Source organism: Larkinella humicola, from assembly GCF_008727875.1.
Classification (GTDB): Bacteria; Bacteroidota; Bacteroidia; order Cytophagales; family Spirosomataceae; genus Larkinella; species Larkinella humicola.
In genome coordinates, this window is the sequence record NZ_VTWS01000001.1 from 443,240 (window position 1) to 460,741 (window position 17,502).

The 17,502-nt window shown below is 52.6% G+C and carries 16 protein-coding genes; 9 read left to right on the forward strand and 7 right to left on the reverse strand.

Features of this window, described 5'->3' with window-relative positions; all coding sequences use genetic code 11:
• The first annotated feature begins 185 nt into the window (after positions 1-185).
• The 4 genes from F0P93_RS01945 to F0P93_RS01960 all read left to right on the forward strand — a co-directional run bounded on the left by F0P93_RS01945 (position 186) and on the right by F0P93_RS01960 (position 4,260).
• Positions 186-803 carry a cupin domain-containing protein gene (locus F0P93_RS01945; RefSeq protein ID WP_150874691.1) on the forward strand — a complete coding sequence of 206 codons (618 nt, stop codon included), beginning with the start codon at positions 186-188 and terminating at the stop codon, positions 801-803.
• A 51-nt stretch (positions 804-854) separates the two neighbouring features.
• The gene (locus F0P93_RS01950) at positions 855-1,469 is read left to right on the forward strand and encodes a hypothetical protein (RefSeq protein ID WP_150874692.1); all 615 of its coding nucleotides are present in this window, start codon (positions 855-857) and stop codon (positions 1,467-1,469) included.
• Positions 1,466-1,993, forward strand: a complete 528-nt coding sequence (locus tag F0P93_RS01955; protein ID WP_150874693.1) for a DUF6252 domain-containing protein — start codon at positions 1,466-1,468, stop codon at positions 1,991-1,993. Before F0P93_RS01950 ends, F0P93_RS01955 begins: the two co-directional genes overlap by 4 nt.
• 77 nt (positions 1,994-2,070) lie before the next feature.
• Positions 2,071-4,260: a VWD domain-containing protein gene (locus F0P93_RS01960; protein ID WP_191908711.1), complete on the forward strand. Its 2,190-nt coding sequence runs from the start codon at positions 2,071-2,073 to the stop codon at positions 4,258-4,260.
• Between the two features lie 9 nt (positions 4,261-4,269).
• Here the strand turns inward: F0P93_RS01960 and F0P93_RS01965 are convergent, their stop codons facing one another.
• The 3 genes from F0P93_RS01965 to F0P93_RS01975 all read right to left on the reverse strand — a co-directional run bounded on the left by F0P93_RS01965 (position 4,270) and on the right by F0P93_RS01975 (position 7,780).
• A complete protein-coding gene (locus F0P93_RS01965) occupies positions 4,270-5,007 on the reverse strand; it encodes a carboxypeptidase-like regulatory domain-containing protein (protein ID WP_150874695.1) in 738 nt (245 codons plus the stop codon).
• A gap of 126 nt (positions 5,008-5,133) precedes the next feature.
• Positions 5,134-7,326: an alpha-galactosidase gene (locus tag F0P93_RS01970; RefSeq protein WP_150874696.1), complete on the reverse strand. Its 2,193-nt coding sequence runs from the start codon at positions 7,324-7,326 to the stop codon at positions 5,134-5,136.
• Between the two features lie 88 nt (positions 7,327-7,414).
• Positions 7,415-7,780 (reverse strand): DUF4406 domain-containing protein, encoded by a 366-nt coding sequence (locus F0P93_RS01975; protein ID WP_150874697.1) that lies wholly within the window; start codon positions 7,778-7,780, stop codon positions 7,415-7,417.
• Positions 7,781-8,217: 437 nt separating this feature from the next.
• Between F0P93_RS01975 and F0P93_RS01980 the strand changes: the two genes are divergently transcribed.
• Complete coding sequence (locus F0P93_RS01980) at positions 8,218-8,526, forward strand: hypothetical protein (protein WP_191908712.1); 309 nt, start codon at positions 8,218-8,220, stop codon at positions 8,524-8,526.
• Between the two features lie 60 nt (positions 8,527-8,586).
• On the opposite strand, the gene F0P93_RS01985 is transcribed toward F0P93_RS01980, so the two are convergent.
• Together F0P93_RS01985 and F0P93_RS01990 are read right to left on the reverse strand one after the other, a co-directional pair.
• A complete protein-coding gene (locus tag F0P93_RS01985; protein ID WP_150874699.1) occupies positions 8,587-9,108 on the reverse strand; it encodes a RidA family protein in 522 nt (173 codons plus the stop codon).
• A gap of 59 nt (positions 9,109-9,167) precedes the next feature.
• Positions 9,168-10,301 (reverse strand): FAD-dependent oxidoreductase, encoded by a 1,134-nt coding sequence (locus F0P93_RS01990; RefSeq protein ID WP_150874700.1) that lies wholly within the window; start codon positions 10,299-10,301, stop codon positions 9,168-9,170.
• Between the two features lie 514 nt (positions 10,302-10,815).
• On the opposite strand from F0P93_RS01990, the gene F0P93_RS01995 reads away from it, so the two are divergent.
• Positions 10,816-11,424, forward strand: coding sequence for a DUF2310 family Zn-ribbon-containing protein (locus F0P93_RS01995; protein ID WP_510186272.1), 609 nt, complete (start codon positions 10,816-10,818; stop codon positions 11,422-11,424).
• Between the two features lie 484 nt (positions 11,425-11,908).
• Here F0P93_RS01995 and F0P93_RS02005 read toward each other — a convergent pair whose 3' ends face one another.
• Entirely contained in the window at positions 11,909-13,078 is a 1,170-nt protein-coding gene (locus F0P93_RS02005) for an alpha/beta hydrolase family protein (protein WP_150874703.1), read from the reverse strand.
• Between the two features lie 129 nt (positions 13,079-13,207).
• On the opposite strand from F0P93_RS02005, the gene F0P93_RS02010 reads away from it, so the two are divergent.
• From F0P93_RS02010 to F0P93_RS02020, 3 genes are all read left to right on the forward strand, one after another.
• Entirely contained in the window at positions 13,208-14,614 is a 1,407-nt protein-coding gene (locus F0P93_RS02010; RefSeq protein ID WP_225309334.1) for a sulfatase family protein, read from the forward strand.
• Between the two features lie 73 nt (positions 14,615-14,687).
• The gene (locus F0P93_RS02015) at positions 14,688-16,091 is read left to right on the forward strand and encodes a sialate O-acetylesterase (RefSeq protein ID WP_150874704.1); all 1,404 of its coding nucleotides are present in this window, start codon (positions 14,688-14,690) and stop codon (positions 16,089-16,091) included.
• 94 nt (positions 16,092-16,185) lie between these two features.
• Complete coding sequence (locus F0P93_RS02020) at positions 16,186-16,368, forward strand: hypothetical protein (RefSeq protein ID WP_150874705.1); 183 nt, start codon at positions 16,186-16,188, stop codon at positions 16,366-16,368.
• A gap of 116 nt (positions 16,369-16,484) precedes the next feature.
• Here the strand turns inward: F0P93_RS02020 and F0P93_RS02025 are convergent, their stop codons facing one another.
• Positions 16,485-17,393: a Nif3-like dinuclear metal center hexameric protein gene (locus F0P93_RS02025; RefSeq protein ID WP_225309335.1), complete on the reverse strand. Its 909-nt coding sequence runs from the start codon at positions 17,391-17,393 to the stop codon at positions 16,485-16,487.
• Between the last annotated feature and the right edge of the window lie 109 nt (positions 17,394-17,502).

Consider the following 17,502-nt stretch of genomic DNA (forward strand, 5'->3'; position numbering starts at 1 on the left):
ATTTCTACGTTGTCAACGCCCGGCTGTGCCGTTTCCTCAACCGCGGCTTCCGTTCCCTCAACGCATTGGATTTTAAGCAAGTCCGCGCCCACCTTGGGGTCCTATAGACCAAACCGCCCGCGTGGGGAAATGAATCTGACAGCCCGTTCAGGCCAGCAGGTTTCGGAAATACCTATTGATCTTTTATGGAACGTCGTGATTTTCTTGCGGCAACGGTCGCATCCGGTTTCTTAGCAGGGTTCCCTTCGGCGACTTTGGCTGATCAGTCCGAACCCGGTGAGCACCTGCTGCCTTTTTACCTTCCGCCCGCAACCGAACCGCTGTTGCCGGGTCCACAGGGGATCGGCATTCGCACCCGGGTTCGCCAGCGGCAGACCAATGGGCAATATTCCAGTGTTGAGTTTGTGGTCGGTCCGAAAATAATGGGTCCGGCTCCGCATCTCCACGAAGCCCTCGATGAATTGATGTATGTTCTGGAAGGAACCGTCAGTGTGCTGGTCGGTGAGGAGGTTTTTCAGGTTCAGGCGGGGGGCTGGCACCTGCGTCCGCGGGGGATCGTCCATACGTTCTGGAATGCGACCGACCAGACCGTTCGCGCCATCGATATGTACTTCCAGCAGCCGTTTGAGGACTATCTAGAAGCCGTTTTTCACACCCTTCCCCGGGAAGCACAGGCGAAGGGATTATCGATGGATGCGCCGGAAATCCGGGCCAGGCACCGGGCATTAACCGAACAGTTCGGAATGAAAGGGTTTCCTGAAAAGCGGCAGGCTCTCGTGGAAAAATACGGTCTCCGGGGCTGATGCGATTCGCGTCGTACCTCACACCGGCTGATTATAAACCGCATGGAAACTATGGCAAAAGGAAAAACGATTCTCTTTTTTTTATTCGGTTTGGCGGTCATTAGTTGGGGCATTTACGAGTGGAAGTATTACTTCAGCTACCGGAACGACCTGGCAGAGCGTCCGTGGGCGTACAGCGAAGACAAGGCTGCCCATTTGCTGGTGGGCGAATGGCAGGGCGACTTTCTGGACCCCGACGGCGTGCGGAAAACCATGCGGCTCGAGATTCTGGTGCCGATGACGGAAGACGACCGGGCCAAAAAAGCCAGCCGCCGAACCCGGCGCCGGAGCGGTTTGGGTTCCCGATCCGATCAACAGCGGTTCGATGGGTTTGCGACCGTCACCAGTCAACGGGGTATTGAAGAATACGAATGCTACGGGGCGGTCAGAGACAAAACCGGAAGCCGACTCAACACGGTTCATTTTCGGGTAGTGGATGAAAAACAACAACTGCGCAAAAATTTCAATGTGCTGTTGGCGGAAGATGGTGGACAATGGCAGAACGACAGCCTGACGCTTACGCTTGCTTTTACGTACACCACGGCCACCGGCTCGGGGTATTCGAGCAGTGACGACCCCCGGTTTGATAAAAAAGTGACTGTCCATCTTTCACGGGTAAAATCATGAAAAAACTCTTCACGTACAGTCTGTTCCTGGCTGTTTTGCTGGTCAACTCGGGAGCGGGTTGCGGGGGCAATAAAACCGACGATCCGGAGCCAGGGGCTCAGGCGTTTCTGCGCATGAAAATCAACGGCAAGGTCTGGACGGCGACCAGCAAGATCACGGGCGTTGCGGGCAAAGTGCCCGGTATTGCCGACCAGGGCATCATCTCCTTCAGTGGTGACGCGGGGAAAGACAACCTGACTGTCAATATTTATGGCAGCACAGCCCCCGGTACGTACATCATCATGCCACAGAGTGCCGGTGGCAGCATAGCAGCCTTATCGTTGAGTGATGGCTCAGTAAATGGCAGCTACCTCAGCACCAAAGCACCCGGCAGCAGCCTGACCGTGAAGATTACGCAGGCCAGCGATACGCGTGTGTCCGGAACCTTCAGCGGTACATTGAACCTGGAATATGCGCTGGGCACCGGAACCGCCGGACCCACGACGGTTACCATTACCGACGGTGAGTTTTTAACGATTGATTGAGCGTCTGTATGAAAGCTATCCAACCGTAGAATCAGCAAAAGGCTATGGATCTTACTTGCCAAAAAAAAACCGGGCGAATGGGTTTTCGACACGGGCTCGGGGCGGTTGTGCTGTTCCTGTTGCTCCTTCCGCAATCCTGTAAACAGAAGGACTCCGATCCGGCTGCCACTTCCGACGGGCCAAAAGAAATCCGGTATCACCAGCTCATCATCGAGTGTACGGAAGCCGCTACCCAAAACAAGGGTGTGGCCATTCTGGATTTTCGGTTTGATGTGTATGCGAATCAGGAGGTAGCCGGGTTCATGTCGGCGCAATACCTGGCCTACAAAACCACCCGCTTTACCACCATCGATGCGGCCATTCAAACCGCGCAGGCCGACATTGCCGCCAAAACTGCCGAAGTCAAAAGCTTCGGAACCATGACTGATTTCATGGTCAGCCGACTCGCGAAAGTCGCTGATTACAACACGACCAAATCCAATTTGAGCGAAAACGCCATTTGGGGCATTCTGGCGAATGAAGAAACCGTACTGGCCGATCTGCACCGGAAGTCCGGCCTGTTCGGTCTGGACGAATTTCTGGTTGCGCTGCTGGCGACGCCCGCACGGGCACAGACGCTGGGTAGAAATCAGGGTGTCAACTACCACAGTGCCTATTACTACAGTCCTCCGCCCCAGCCCGGTTCGCCTTTGCCCGAATACCGGTTTGTCAATCCGGTTCCGCAGGCACAGATGCCTTCCAATGCCGCCCCGGTGCAACGAAACTCGCGGGGAGAAACACCTGCCGAGCAAGCGGCTCGCGAAGAAGCCGCCCGGGCAGCCGCCCAGGCCGGGCGCACAAACCGAGGTCCGAGGAGTGTCAGCGATGCCTTTAACGGTATTTTTGATCGCCTGGGTGACGCACTAGGCAATGCTGCGGCTGCGGCAGGCCGGGCCATGGGTGACCCGCATGTCGTTACGCACGATGGACTGGATTACGGTTTTCAGGCCGTAGGGGAGTTTGTCGCCACCAAAGGCGCGATGATTGAAATTCAGGCCCGGCAGGAAGATGCCTACAAGACCAACCGCGCAACCGTTACGACGGGGGTGGCAGCCCGCATCGGCACCGATGAAATCTGTTTTTTGGTAAACCCCGCTTCGCTGGAAGCGCCCCGGCTTTTTGTCAACAAGAAAGAAACCGCGCTGTCCTCCTTTACCCTATTGACGCTCGCCAATGGAAACCAACTGCGGGTAGCCGCAAAAGAAAAGCTGGTGTTTATGAATGCGCAGGGTGAGGGCGTCACGATTCGCTGGAATACGCCCTACCTCGACTATGCCGTTCTGCTCGGCGATGCCCGCAAAGGAAATGTGACCGGTTTGATGGGCAATTTCGACGGAGACGACCAAAATGATTTTAAACTGGCCAATGGAACCGCCATCGAACGAAGCTTTCCGACGATCCACACCACCTTCGCCGATAGCTGGCGGATTACCGGCCCGACCTCCCTCTTTGTGTATGAAAACGGAAAAAATACCGATTCGTACACCGACCGCGCCTTTCCCAAAACGTATCCGGCGATTGACCCCGAAAAATACAAATGGGCGGAAGGCATGTGTCTGGCTGCGGGCGTTAGCCGCCAGCCCGAACTCGGCCATTGCATTTTTGACGTGGCCATGACGGGCGACGAGCGGCTGGTGCGGTCGGCGGTTTTGGGTCAGCAGGAATTTCAGGCCGGCGCCGACGTCCGGGTGTTCACCAACCTGAAACTGGATCTGAAAGAAGGGCAGTCGAATGACCCGCAAACCCGCAATGTACTGGACCTCGACAACGGCACGTTCTACCGGTTTGCCGATGGCGCAAAAGTTGCTTACGAAATCGATGTGGTGTTTGATTACTATTCCGGTCCCTGGTTTGCGGGGCCGCGGGCGGTCCAAAACTGTGGCGTTTCCTGCGGAGCCTACACCATCTGGCCGCTGATGGAGCAGCAGAAATGGCCGTTTTTCGCGAACACCTTCCTGCGCTACACCATCATTCCGGCCAACCAGTGGGAGACGTTCAGCGATGCCGCGTCTCTGCGCAAAGCCTGGACGTTCGATGCGGGAGCCGACGAGAAAACTGAACTCGTCAAAGGACTGACGGATCTCAATACGTCGACTCCACTCACACCGTATTTGTGGTCGTTTCGCACCCAGCAGGGCAAAAAAGGCCTGATCCGGTTCACGCAGGGCCAGGTCAACAAAGCAGGCGGAACGGCTTCGTTTACGTTCGATGTGAAAATTGAACGATAGGCTGGAGTTCTATTCTGGCTCGGAAACTTCGATGTCCATTTTATACCGGCCGGTGGCACCGGCATAGGCCGGTACGAACAGCGTCGTGAGGGAATTCTGGAAACTCCCGACATTGCGGACGCGGACTTTCATGGGTTTGTTTTCGGGGACATACCGGGCCGTAATCTTGTACTTTCCAAGGGGAACGTCGTCGATGTAGAGGTAATCCGGTTTCTGAACGATCTTCTTCCCGGTGGTGCCGTCGATGAGCGGGGCGACGGGTTCCAGGGTTAATTCTACATTCTCGGTGTCGTAGAAACCGATGGGCGTAAACACCTCGATTTTGCCGCCGTAAACACCGTCGTCGCCGAAATTCCCGGTTCGCTCACCGGTCAGTTTTAAGGTCATATTTTTAACGGCACCGTCGGAACCGGCAAAAGCACCGTCGTCTTCGACGAACAGATCCAGTACGTAATTCTGGCCCTCGTACTTCATTTTGACGGTTCCGCGGACATAAAACGAACCATTGCCGACCTCCAGTTTGTAGTTGCCTTTTGCATCGGTTTGCCCCAACACGTTGCTGTTGTAATACCGGGTATCATCGGCTACAATGTCGGCTTTGGCGATCGGTTTGCCCTGCGAATCGACCACTTTGCCGGACACGAAACCGGCCTGAGCGTCTCCTGGCTCAACGGGGTCTTTGGTTTTGGAACACGAGGAAAGGCTGAGCGCTGCAACGGTCAGCAGCGCGAGAAGGGTTGGTTTCATGAGAAAGTAGGTTGTTTACTTTCTCAAATGTGCAGTCAAACCGTCCCGAATTCATCCGAAACCGGTAGTAATTGACAAAAACCGGGGGTGAAATGGAAGTTCGAACCGGTGAAACGACAGCCGACCTCAGTTTGCTTCCGTGATTTCCAGTACCACGCTGGCCCGGCGCGCATCGACCGCGGGGTTAAAGCCGACCGTCATCAGATAATCGCCTGAATAAACCGTCTGACTGCGGTTGATTGGTGAATTGGTGCCCGGATACACATTCACTTCCTGAATCCGGTACTTTTTCGCCGGATGTAAACCGCTCAGCCGAATGGCTCCCTGGCTGCCTTCCCGGTAGCGGTTTCCGACCAGGTAGTTAAACCACATGGCTTTGTCCTGTTTTTCGCTGACATACAGCAACGACGCCATGTCGGAAGTCTGCGGAGAAACCAGCCGAAACAGGTCGCCTTTCCAGATCACATCCTTCACCCGGCTGTAGGTTTTCAGCGCGTCCTGACTGAAGGCCAGCTCTTTTTCGTCCAGTTTGCTGACCACGATGTCGTACCCCATTTTGCCCATCATCGCGACGTCGGTGCGGAATTTGATCGGTTGTTTGCCCCAGTCGGTGATGTGGTTACATAATGCGATGGCGGGGAAGAAATAGGAGTAATTCCACTGGATGTAAATGCGCTCCAGACCGTCGGTGTTGTCGCTCGGCCAGAATTCCGTAAAGTATTTCAAGGCTCCATAATCGACCCGGCCACCTCCGCCCGAGCACAGCATCAGCGGCAGAGTCGGGTATTTGGCCCGTAGTTTTTCCAGCACCTTGTAAAGCCCTTGTACGTACTCCACATACAGGTGCGACGGGTTGGGGTTGGTCGCTGAATAGGCGTTGTAAATCACCGCATTACAGTCCCACTTGATGTAGCCCAACGTCGGATTTTTGGTCAGAAGACCGTCAACGACACCGTAGACAAAATCCTGCACCTTCGGATTGGACAAATCCAGGACCAACTGATTCCGGAAATAGTATTCCGGGCGGTTGGGTAGTTTGATCACCCAGTCGGGATGTTTTTCGTAGAGTTCGCTCTTCGGGCTCACCATTTCCGGTTCCAGCCAGATCCCAAATTTGATACCCGCGCTTTCGGCTTCTTTCACCAGATAACCCAGTCCGTGCGGGAGTTTCTGCTTGTTTTCCTGCCAGTCACCGAGACCGGTATGATCGTCGTTGCGGGGGTATTTGTTGGCAAACCAGCCGTCATCCAGCAGGAATAAGTCGACGCCCAGTTTCTTGCCGTCTTTGAACAACGTTGTCAATTTTTCTTCGTTGAAGTCGAAATAGGTCGCTTCCCAGTTGTTTAACAGTGTTAACCGGTTGCCTTCGCCCTGCGGAATGCGGTGTTTTCGCGCCCAGCGGTGCAAATTCCGACTGGCCAGTCCTTTGCCCGAATCCGAATACGTATACAGAAAAGCCGGGGTGACAAACTCTTTATCCGGAGCCAGCATATACTCCGAAGCATACGGATTAATGCCCGCAATCAGCCGCAGATTTCGCAGAGGATCAACCTCAAACTGAATCTGATAATTCCCCGACCAGGCCAGCGTTCCGGCGATTACTTCACCGGTTTCTTCTTCCGCCGGTTTGTTCAGCGAGAGTAGAAACGAGGGCGGCTGGAACAAATGGGCGCGGGTTCCGAGCTTCGAATCGAGTACTTTCAAGCCCGCCGTCAAGGGGATTTCTTCGGGATTCATCTCCTTTGCCCAGTCACCATGGAAGTGCGTCAGGTAGTAGTTTTTCGCGGGAATGTAGAGATTGGCCGACGCGTATTTCTGCAAACGAACGGTTTTTTTCTCCGTATGGCGAATACTGGACCACTGTTCGATTACATCTTCCTGCTGATAGGCTTTGTAAAATAGTTTTACTTCGAACGGATACTGGGGGTCTTTCAGGAAAACCGTGGTCAGAATCACGCCGTCGGAAACCGTCTGCGTTTCGTGCCGGACGTATTTGAGGTCCGAGGAAGGATTGCCGTCGGCGTGGGCAACCTGAAGCGCCGGTTCGAGCAGATTGCGCGCCCCCGCTGGGGTATAGGCCGAATTGTAAAGTTGCGTATAATCTTCTCCGCGCTTTCCATTGTCTGATAAAAGGCCGTATTCGGCGGTGTTTTGCAACCGTTTTCCGAGGTGGATAACCGTGGGATCGCCCGCTTTATCGATCCGGATGACCAGCGCCGTTCGCCGGGTTTCGATGGCAATCTGGGTGTCGCCGGGTGCATTCGGGTTGGCAACAGCGTTGAAGCAAAGAAAGGTTAGGAAGATGCAAAAGTTTCTCATGATAGCAGGCGGTATAGGCCGCAAAGCTAACAAAAGAAACTGTATGGGGACTCAGTCAAAACGGAACCAGCCCCGAAAACCGGTAAAATTAAACGGATCGTCCGGTCAGTTCGTCCACCGAACGGAAAACCGCCAGTCCCCGCTGTTGCGCTTCCGTAACCATTTCGTCGGCTCCCTGGGAGGAACCGCCAATGCGCAGTACACCATCACAGCGGGACAAAAGATCCATAGCAACCGGATGGAACAGGCGATTGAATACTGCATCGCCGATGTGTTGGGAACCGGCCGCTTCTATCAATGGTAGTGCAACCCATTCCCCCAGCATCGGCAAATGGCCCAGTTCCAGAAGCTGGAGGGCGGTTTGGGTCATTAGCAGGACATTCTGTGCGATCTTTTCAGGATCATCGTTCGTGCCGGAGCGATACGGACCGGCAACCAGGATCATTTTTTTCATCGATCAATTCCATTGTTTATACCGTCTACGCAACAAAGGTAATTAAAATTGATCATTATTGATAGTTTATGATTCATTTTGATCGAAAGGTGAGCGAGCTTGTCTTTGAAAATCTGATAATTTTTTGCGTACCAGTAAACGATTCCTGTTATCTTGTTAAAAAATAGGAGGTTAGTTTTATTCAAGTCGTTGTTATGGACAAAATTCAGCTTTCGAGAAGTTATTTAAAAAGGCCCACGTATGCCATTTACTCCCTATTGTTCGCAGCCCTTTTGTTTGAAATCATAAGCTGGGTCATTCTTCCAGAAAGAAAACTTGAAATAGTAGATAAGTATGGTGGTCCATTAGGGTATCTATACATCGTTATCCAAAGGGGGCTTCTGCCTGAGCTCGTTACGCTTTCAATCGTTGTGGCTTTGATCGACGGCTTTCATAAGTTGTTAAAAATCAAAGAGTTTAATCTGTCGTGGTGGTCGTTGCTACGCTATAATCTGTATTTTTTGCCTGTCATGTTGCTGGCTTTTTTTGTATTTAACCCCATCACGCAATCCGTTCGGTATTTGTTGGTCGAGTTTCCCCGGTACGATCTGAGGACCTTCTGGGAAAATTTCATTGTGGGTACCTACACCTGGAAATTCTATTTCAAGTCGCTGGTTGTCGTCCTTCTACTGGGCTATTTTGCGCTCAACAGCTCTCTTCTGCGCGATTTCGTAAAGGCTTGCCGCAACCCGGTACTCGCTCAATAACCCAAAATCCCCTCCGCAGCACCTGATCGGCAGCGGGGAGGGGATTTTGCTTTAAAACGCTTACTGTACTTCTACGATCATCTCCACTTCAACCGCGTAGTCCGATGGCAGCGCGGCTACTCCGACGGCCGAGCGGGCGTGTTTGCCTTTGTCGCCAAACACATTAACCAGTAAATCAGAACACCCATTGACCACTTTGGGATGATCGGTGAAATCAGGAGCAGAGTTGACCATCCCCAGCACTTTGACGATGCGTTTTACCTTATTGAGATCGCCAATTTCAGCTTTCAGGGAGGATAGCAAGCCGATGGCCGATAATTTGGCCGCTTCGTAGCCCTGCTCAACCGTCAGGTCTTTGCCCAGTTTGCCCTTGATACCTGTTCCATCGGCCCGGTTGGAGACGTGGCCCGACAGAAAAACCAGATTGCCGGTGCGGACGGCTTTGACGTAATTCGCCAGGGATGCGGTTGGTTTCGCCAGTTCGATGCCCTGCTCTTTTAATTTGGCTTCGACCGATTGACTGAATGCCGCACTCGAAACAATGGATAGACCGATAACAAGAACCGTACAGATTTTTCTCACAAAGGGTAACGTTTAAGGTGAATTGACACTAGGTAATCGATATAATAATAAGGACGTGGTTAGCTTCTCATTTCCTTCATGACCTGCTGAATGGTATCGACAAACTTTTCGGTTACTTCCCGTTTGGGGGTCGTATCCCAGTTGCCGACCAATCCGTTGCCCCCCAGGTAAATCCCGTCTTTCCGCGAAATGATGCTGGCACCCCGGGCGTTGAGCTTATAGGTCACCTCGTTCTGCGGAATCAGGCAGGCGAGTTGCCCGGAAATCGGCGTCAGTTCTTCGTCATTGAAGATTTCCTTGGCACCCAGTCCCATGCAGTTGACGACGCACTTTTCGGGCAGGGCATCGATATCTTCCAAATTTTTAATCTCCTGCACCTTGAGTTTTCCGCCCAGCATGATAAACGTACTCAGTTGGTGGTGGAGGTAACTCGGAATATTGAACATCATGCTCGACCGCCAGGAAACGTATTTGGCCCCAAACGAATGTTCTTTCGGCGTCAGCTCTTTCCGCTCGGGAATCAACCCGGCCAGATGGTAGACCTCACCCCCGATAGCCAGGTCCGTTTGTTGCCGGAACGGTTCATTGCTGACCCCATATTCGTCGACCCACGACACAATATCGTCTAATCCGAGCATAAATTGAAACCGCCGGAACGAAAACCGGGTGGCGTTTTCCCACAAAGCGTGAAATTCGGGCGTGGCCACTTTGGGGTCACACACGCGGGAAGCGGGCGACCAGGTGCCGGTTGCCAGGTTGCTCGTCACATTGGGCGGCAGGTCTTTGGTGTAAATGGTGACTTCACAGCCCTTTTCCTGCAGCAAGCGGGCGGTTGCTAGTCCCACCGTTCCCGATCCCAAAACCGCCACTTTCTTCTCGCCAGTCGACAGGACGAGCTCGCGGGCGAGATTGCCGGTTCCCCACGAGAGCGACCATCCGCTGCCGCCGTGGCCATAGTTGTGAACCAGTGTTTTGCTGCCCAGTGTTTCCCTGGCGATGCGTGGACCGGACGCCCGGAAGGGTCGTAGTCCCACGGTTTCTTTCACAATGCGGTCCAGCGAGAGTTTCAGTTTCGGAACGCGGTGCAGGGGCTGGTTTGACATGGCGCTCAGGCGGGGCGCGCAGGATGAGACACCGGAAGCCAGGGCGAGTGAACTCAGACTGGCCTTGTGAAGAAAATGTCGACGGTTCATAGTCGCAGACCGGACAAATTGTCCGGTTTTAGTTGGATTAGGTGATCATAAAATGGGTCAATAGCTCGATCGGGCTATTGGAAAAGGGAATGAAGCGGCCGGAATAAATCTACTATAAATTTCGAAATATCAAAATATACTTTTGGTAGTATAGGGGATATGTCCTATTTATTTTTCGAATTGGACTATTAGGCGATAAAGGTTCTTGTTGGACTATTTTGCGGAATGCTTTAAAGCCGGAGCCGGGTTGGAATGGTGTTGCAGCGAAGGTATACTCATGCTGTAATCTTGTGGAAAAATTCGCCTATTTTGAAGCTGTTTTACAAAGTTGAAAATCATACTATTCAGATTTTGAACCATGTATTCCGTTGATATTGTGCTTAATATGTCAAAAGCCGGGTTTGATGAATCGGCCTACAATCGTTCATTATTTCTCGAGGGTTTATACGACTCGCGACAGATTTGTACGAATAGTTACCAGTTCATTCGGAATGGAAACCAGATCAGAATTCCGGTGACCTGTCCGGAAAAGGACTCGCTGGACGACCGAAACGCAACGGATTACGCGAAAAAGTGGCGTTTTGCGTTGGAGAGCCAACTTGGCACGCCCATCGAGTTTGTGCACACGGGCGTGGAAGCGGCTTACGAAGGGTATGAAATTCCTGAAAATTCCAGCTTTTATATCCTGCATTACAGAGGGTTTTCGCCCTTGGTATGCGGAGATACGCATCAGGAAATCCCGCTTTATAAAATCCCCTACACGTACACGGCCCTTAAAAATTACAAGGACATCAACGTGTGGCAGTGGGACTACGAGACTTTTTATGATCTGTGGTACGGCATCAATGGATACGAAAAACGAGCCCGCAAGGAAATGGAAGATGTCAACTCGAACTTGTCAAAACAGGGAAGGGACATTTGTCAACACATTGAAGCAGCAACCGGAGTGCCTACATTCTACTACTTGCTGAATTACCGGGATTGGGGACGGAAAAAGGATTTAGCCCGTAAATGCCCAATTACCGGCAACGACTGGTTGATCGAAGGATCGACTTTCAACGATTTTATAGCGTTTAAATGCGATGAATCCCGGCTGGTTTCCGGATTGTCGAGTAGTAGATAGAGTCAGTTGTTGTAAAAGTAGTGAACCGGTTTTAGAGATTGGGTAAGTTCTCCAGATCACGCAAATCCTGCGGTCTGCCGACTGCTTTTTTGTTCTTTATTAAGTCTGGTAGGCTAATAAAATTGACAGGAGTATCCTGAATGGTCAGGATGACGCGGTTTTGGTAACATTCTTTAAATGTAACACCTAACGTAAATGTCATTAAATCAATCCAGCCGTCGTAGCGACGCCCAGGACTACATACTTAACGCCTTCTTCGTTCAATAGGCGTATTAGATTTATGTATTCGGTTTCCATTGGCAAGGGGAGGATTAGCCGGATTGGAACGGTAGATTTCCTTAGCATGCTGGAACAGTTTTAGGGCAGCTTGCAATCGTTCCTCTGGTGTTTTTGACCACCAATACATTTTGTCGTAGCTTAGTATGTCATCTCGCGAACGAGCTTTGAAAATCTTACGCATAGACCTTCTGGTTTGAAAGTGACATTACTTCAACAACGCCATCACGGCTTCATCACCCACCAACGCGTTGGCAGGGCGCGGATTGGCGTCCGTAAAGACCTGCAAATCAGCCGGTTTCAACAGCACGTTCGGGCTTTCGTCGATGTGGCCGTCTTTCATCACTTTGTTTAGATCAAGCTTGAGATGCAGGGCCAGAAAGCGGTAGGCCGCCGTTCGTTTGGAAGGGCCGAAGTCGTGCTTTTCGTTTGGCAGGTGAACATTCTCGACCCGGTTTTTGGCGTTGTAAAACCCGTAGATCCGCTGGACATGCGGGAATTCGACATTCGGCGTATTTTTGGTCCAGTCACCGCCGTCTGAAATCATGATCATGGGCCGGGGAGCGGCCAGGGCCGCAATCTCAACGTTGTTGGTTTCGTGGGTCGGGCGTTTGTGAATCGGCATGCCACTTTCGCAAACGCAACCACCGAAGAAATGCGCCGAAACCATCACAACCGGCACCGAAACTTTCACGCGGGAATCCAGCGCCGTCAGCAGAAAGGTTTGCGTTCCTCCACCGGATTCACCCGAAACCGCCACGCGTTCGGGATCGACTTCCGGCAAACCGGTCAGAAAATCCAGCGCCCGGATGCTGTTCAGGGTCTGTAATTTGGCGGCTTCCGGGAGCTTGTGGCTACACTGTTTCGAATCGCCATAGCCCAGCATATCGTACACAAACACCACTGCCCCCATTTTTGCCATCGTGATGCAGCGCTGTTGGGTCTGTTCCACAAACCGGGCGTCGGCGTTGGCCGTGTGACCGTGGGGGCAAAGAACGGCGGCTGTTTTTCCGGAAATGCCGGCCGGTTTATACAGATTTCCGGTTATGTAAAAACCGGGTAAACTTTCAAACGCAACGTTCTCAACGGTATAGCCGTCCATTTTCCGCAGGCTGTGCCGAATGGGATTGAGCGGAGCAAAGGCTGGTTTTTCCGGGAGTTTCAGACCCTCTCGAATGCCCTGCCGGATCTGGACGGCCCGCTTTTCCCAGGAAGCCCGGTCAGTATAGGCCATGGCGCAATTCTGGAGGGCTTTTGCACCGTCGGGTTCGCTAAAGTAGGCCCCCTGCCGCAATTCGGGCCGGTCGGGATTCGGTTGGGCAACCACGCGCAGGGAAAGGAGGGAGAGCAATGAAAGAGCGGCAAACGAAGATCGCATTTCAGGTTGAATTTAGGGTTGTGCTAAAGTAAATGTTTTTGGAATGGAGACAAAATAAGAAGCGGATTCCCGTGGACTAATCGCGTTTAAAACCGTTTATTTGCGGTTCGAATCAAAACCGAAACTTTCATGATGTCTTTTTTCAAAACTGCAGGCTTATTTTCTCTACTGGTACTATCGACTTTCTATGATGGTAGCGCCCAGTCGGCCAAACAACCCAACTTTATCATCATTCTGGCCGATGATTTAGGCTACGGTGATCTGAGTTGCTACGGTCACCCCACCATTCGAACGCCCCACCTGGACCGGATGGCCGCCGAAGGAACCCGCTTTACCCAGTTTTATGTGGCCGCCAACGTCTGTACGCCCAGCCGGGCGGCTCTGCTGACGGGGCGGTTGCCAATTCGGAACGGCATTTTTGGCAAGCGGGTGGTATTCTTTACAAACTCGGCCAATGGCTTGCCCCACAGTGAAGTTACCCTTGCAAAAGCCCTGAAAACGAAAGGCTACCAGACGGGTTTGGTCGGGAAATGGCATTTGGGTTCCCGGCCGGAATATCTGCCATTGAATTACGGTTTTGATTCGTATTTTGGTTTGCCGTATTCGAATGATATGGGAAAAGTGGGGTCAATTTCGGGGTCGAAAGCCGCCGGAATTCCGCCCAACACGAATCCGCCCTTGCCACTTTATCGCGATCATACTGTAATCGAAACCGAACCGGATCAGCGGCTGTTGACCAAACGGTATACCGACGAGGTGCTGAACTTCATTTCGAAGAGCCAGGGAAAACCGTTCTTTATGTACTACGCCAGCCCATTTCCGCATGTGCCGCTGTATGCTTCGGACGATTTTGCCGGCAAGAGCAAACGCGGTTTGTATGGCGATGTGGTGGAGGAACTGGACTGGAGCGTAGGGCAGATTCTGAAAAAGCTGAAGGATCTGAAGCTGGATAAAAATACCTATGTCGTCTTTTTGAGTGATAACGGTCCGTGGCTGATCAAAAACCGCCTGGAAGAAGAGGGCGGTTCGGCGGGACCGTTGTTCGAAGCGAAAGGGTCGACCTACGAGGGCGGGATGCGCGTCCCGGCCATCGTCTGGGGTCCCGGCCTGGTGAAAGCCAACACCGTGTCGTCCGCTGTGGCAACGTCGATGGATTTGTTTCCAACCATTCTGGCGCTGGCGAAGGTGCCACTGCCGAACGATCGGGTGCTGGACGGTCAGAACATCAACGATCTTTTGACCGGCAAAAAGGAGAAGGTAACCGATCTGGTCTATTATTACGATTCCGACCGTTTGTATGCCATTCGGAAAGGCCCCTGGAAGGCGCATTTTACAACGCATCCGTCGTATTCGCCGGAAGCTCCGGTTCCACATGAGCCGGCTTTGTTGTATAATCTGGAAGTTGATCCCGGTGAACGGTACGAGGTGGGTAGCAAACACCCCGAAATTCTGGAAGATCTGAAAAAGGAATTTGAAAAGCACCGGGCGGGGGTGGTGCCGGTGCCGCCGTTGCTGGATGCCATTGTGGAGAAATAGACGGTTTTATGACGGAATACCACTTACTTTGCGATTCTGGAAGATACATCCTGAACCGTTTTCGTTGAATGGCATGAAAAAGATACTCGCGCTCGTATTGCTGGCTACGACTTCCTGGGCTAATGTCAGCTTACCGTCTGTATTAAGTTCCAACATGGTGCTGCAACAGCAGACCGAAATCATGATCTGGGGCTGGGCGGATCCGACGGAGAAAGTGACGGTTTCGGCCAGTTGGGAAACCCGGCCGGTGAGCACCACCTGCGCCGACAATGCCATCTGGAAGGTGAGCTTCCGAACCCCAAAAGCCGGTGGTCCGTATACGATTACCATCAACGGGTACAACAAAGTTGAATTGACCAACATTCTGATAGGGGAAGTGTGGCTCTGTTCCGGGCAGTCGAACATGGAAATGACGGCGAGCGGGGGCGTCAAAGATGCCCGCGCCGAACTGTCAACGGCGTTCAACGCCAACATCCGGTTTTTCAAAATTCCGAAACGGGCCGCGGATTCGCCCCAGGTCGATGTCCGGGGCAACTGGTCGGTTTGTGATTCGCTGACGATGAAGTATTTCAGCGCGGTCGGTTATTTTTTCGGGAAAAAGCTACAGAACACGCTCAACGTTCCCATCGGTTTGATCGATATGTCGTGGGGCGGTTCGTTCATGGATTCCTGGGTGCCGGAACCCATCGCAATGCTTTATCCGGAAACCCGCCGGTCGGCCCAAACGATGCCGAAAGCGCCCTGGGCCCCCAATCAACCGGGCGTGCTTTACAACGGCATGGCCGCACCGATCACATCGTTTCCGATTGCCGGGGTGATCTGGTACCAGGGTGAATCCAACCGCCACGATGCCCCGGCCTACTACAAACTGACGCACGCGCTGGTCGATGCCTGGCGGGGCGTCTGGCAAACGGATTTTCCGTTTTATTACGTCCAGATTGCCCCGTATACCTACGGGGATAAGTACCAGACCGCAGCCACGCGGGAAAGCCAGACGAAGGCGATGGATATTCCGAAATCCGGGATGATTGTGACGACGGATCTGGTGGACAACCTGAAGGATATTCACCCGGCCTACAAAAAAGAAGTGGGTAACCGGCTGGCAAACTGGGCCCTGGCGGAAACCTACGGCCAGAATGTAGGACTGTACAAAAGCCCGCAATACCGTTCGATGCAGGTGGACGGCAGCAAAATCCGGATTACGTTCGACCACGCGCCCAACGGCCTGATCGCCAAAGGAGCCGACATTACCGAGCTGGAAATTGCTGAAGCTGATAAAGTGTTTTCGAAAGCACAGGCCCGCATCAAGGGAAACACGCTGGAGGTTTGGGCCGAGAACATCAAAAATCCGGTGGCGGTGCGGTTTGCGTTCCGCGATGCCCCGGTGCCGAATCTCTTTAGCAAGGAAGGACTGCCGGTGATTCCGTTCCGTACGGATGTGTGGGATTTGGGGTTAATTTCTGCCCCGAAGCCATAAGAACGGGGATTTCGGGATTTTCAACAAATGTATCGACTTGGTTGTTTGTAAATAAAGCAAACAAAACCAGTTAGTAATAATCGATCACGAACCTATGCACTACGGAGACACGGTAAAACATGCGGATGCGAGCATCAACAACGGCCATACTCTGACGGTTTCGAGCCTGAACGAAGAAGAAACGCAGGTCCTTTGCCGACTGGATGACGATTCAGAAGAATGGTTCGACGTGAATGACCTGACCGTTGTTGACGAGTTTGACGATAGTTTTATTTAAAATAAGTGAATGTAAAATACGAAATGATGAATGTTAATTGTAAAAGTGTTTCCAGAGCACCTAGCTACTTTTGCATTTAGCATTCATCATTTAATAGTTTACATTCCTTCTACCTTCTACAAATACATAAACGGATTTTTGGAATCGATATAGGTAATCTTCCTTCCGGGCAGTTTCGGTTGCAGCCACGGCACCAGCCACTGCATTCCCGGCGCTTCGCTCATGATGTGCCCCAAAATTCCGAGGGAGATTTTCTGACCCTGTAGGCGTGCATCCCGGACGTATTCAGCGGTTTCCCACTCGCTGATTTCCCCGCACAGAATCACATCCGGTTTGTCCTGCTGAATCGCCAGGATGTGGCTTCGGCCACCCGAAGCACCCGGCATGAGCAAAATCCGCCGACAGGCCTGCGCCGGATCGCCCACCACCCGCATCATCGCGATGCCCAGTTTCTCTTTGGCGTGGGTAATGAGCTGCTTCAACGGCAGGGGCGCGGGAAGGGTAATCATCCGCGGGTTGCCGGCATCCATGTACTTCTCCCAGCCCAGAGCCGTCACCACACCCATCCGGATGCCGTCGGGGCGGTGCGAATGCCAGTAGTCGTGAAACCGCCAGACGGCAATGCCGTGTTTCGCCAGCAGATCGTGTTTCCGTTTGAACACCTCGTCTTTCGCCAGCCAGTCGGTTTCGTCGGCGTGGTTGTAGAAGGTTGGTTCGTGAACGATGATGAAGTTGGCTCCCAGCCGGGCGGTTTGTTCGATGACGTCCATGGTGGCAAACATCGTGGAAACGATACCGGTCACCTTCTGATCCGCCGTTCCGGATTTCAGAGTATCGACGGTTTTCGGAAAGGGCGCGTTCGGAATGGTTTTCAGAATCAACTCCATGACCTGACCCACCGTAACGGGTTCGGCGGGTTGCCAGAAACCGTTCGGTGGCGTACTTCCTGGTAGGGTCAGGAGTAGCGATGCTTTGGTAAGGGTACCGACAAATTCTCTTCGTCCTGGTTTTTCCGGGGTCATCATGGCTTCGGTTGTTTTTTGAACGCTTGTGCCACGGCAAGCTTAACCAAAATTGCGGACATTTCGGGCGAATGCGCCATAAAAAAAGCCCCACTGCAAAGTGGGGCGTTTC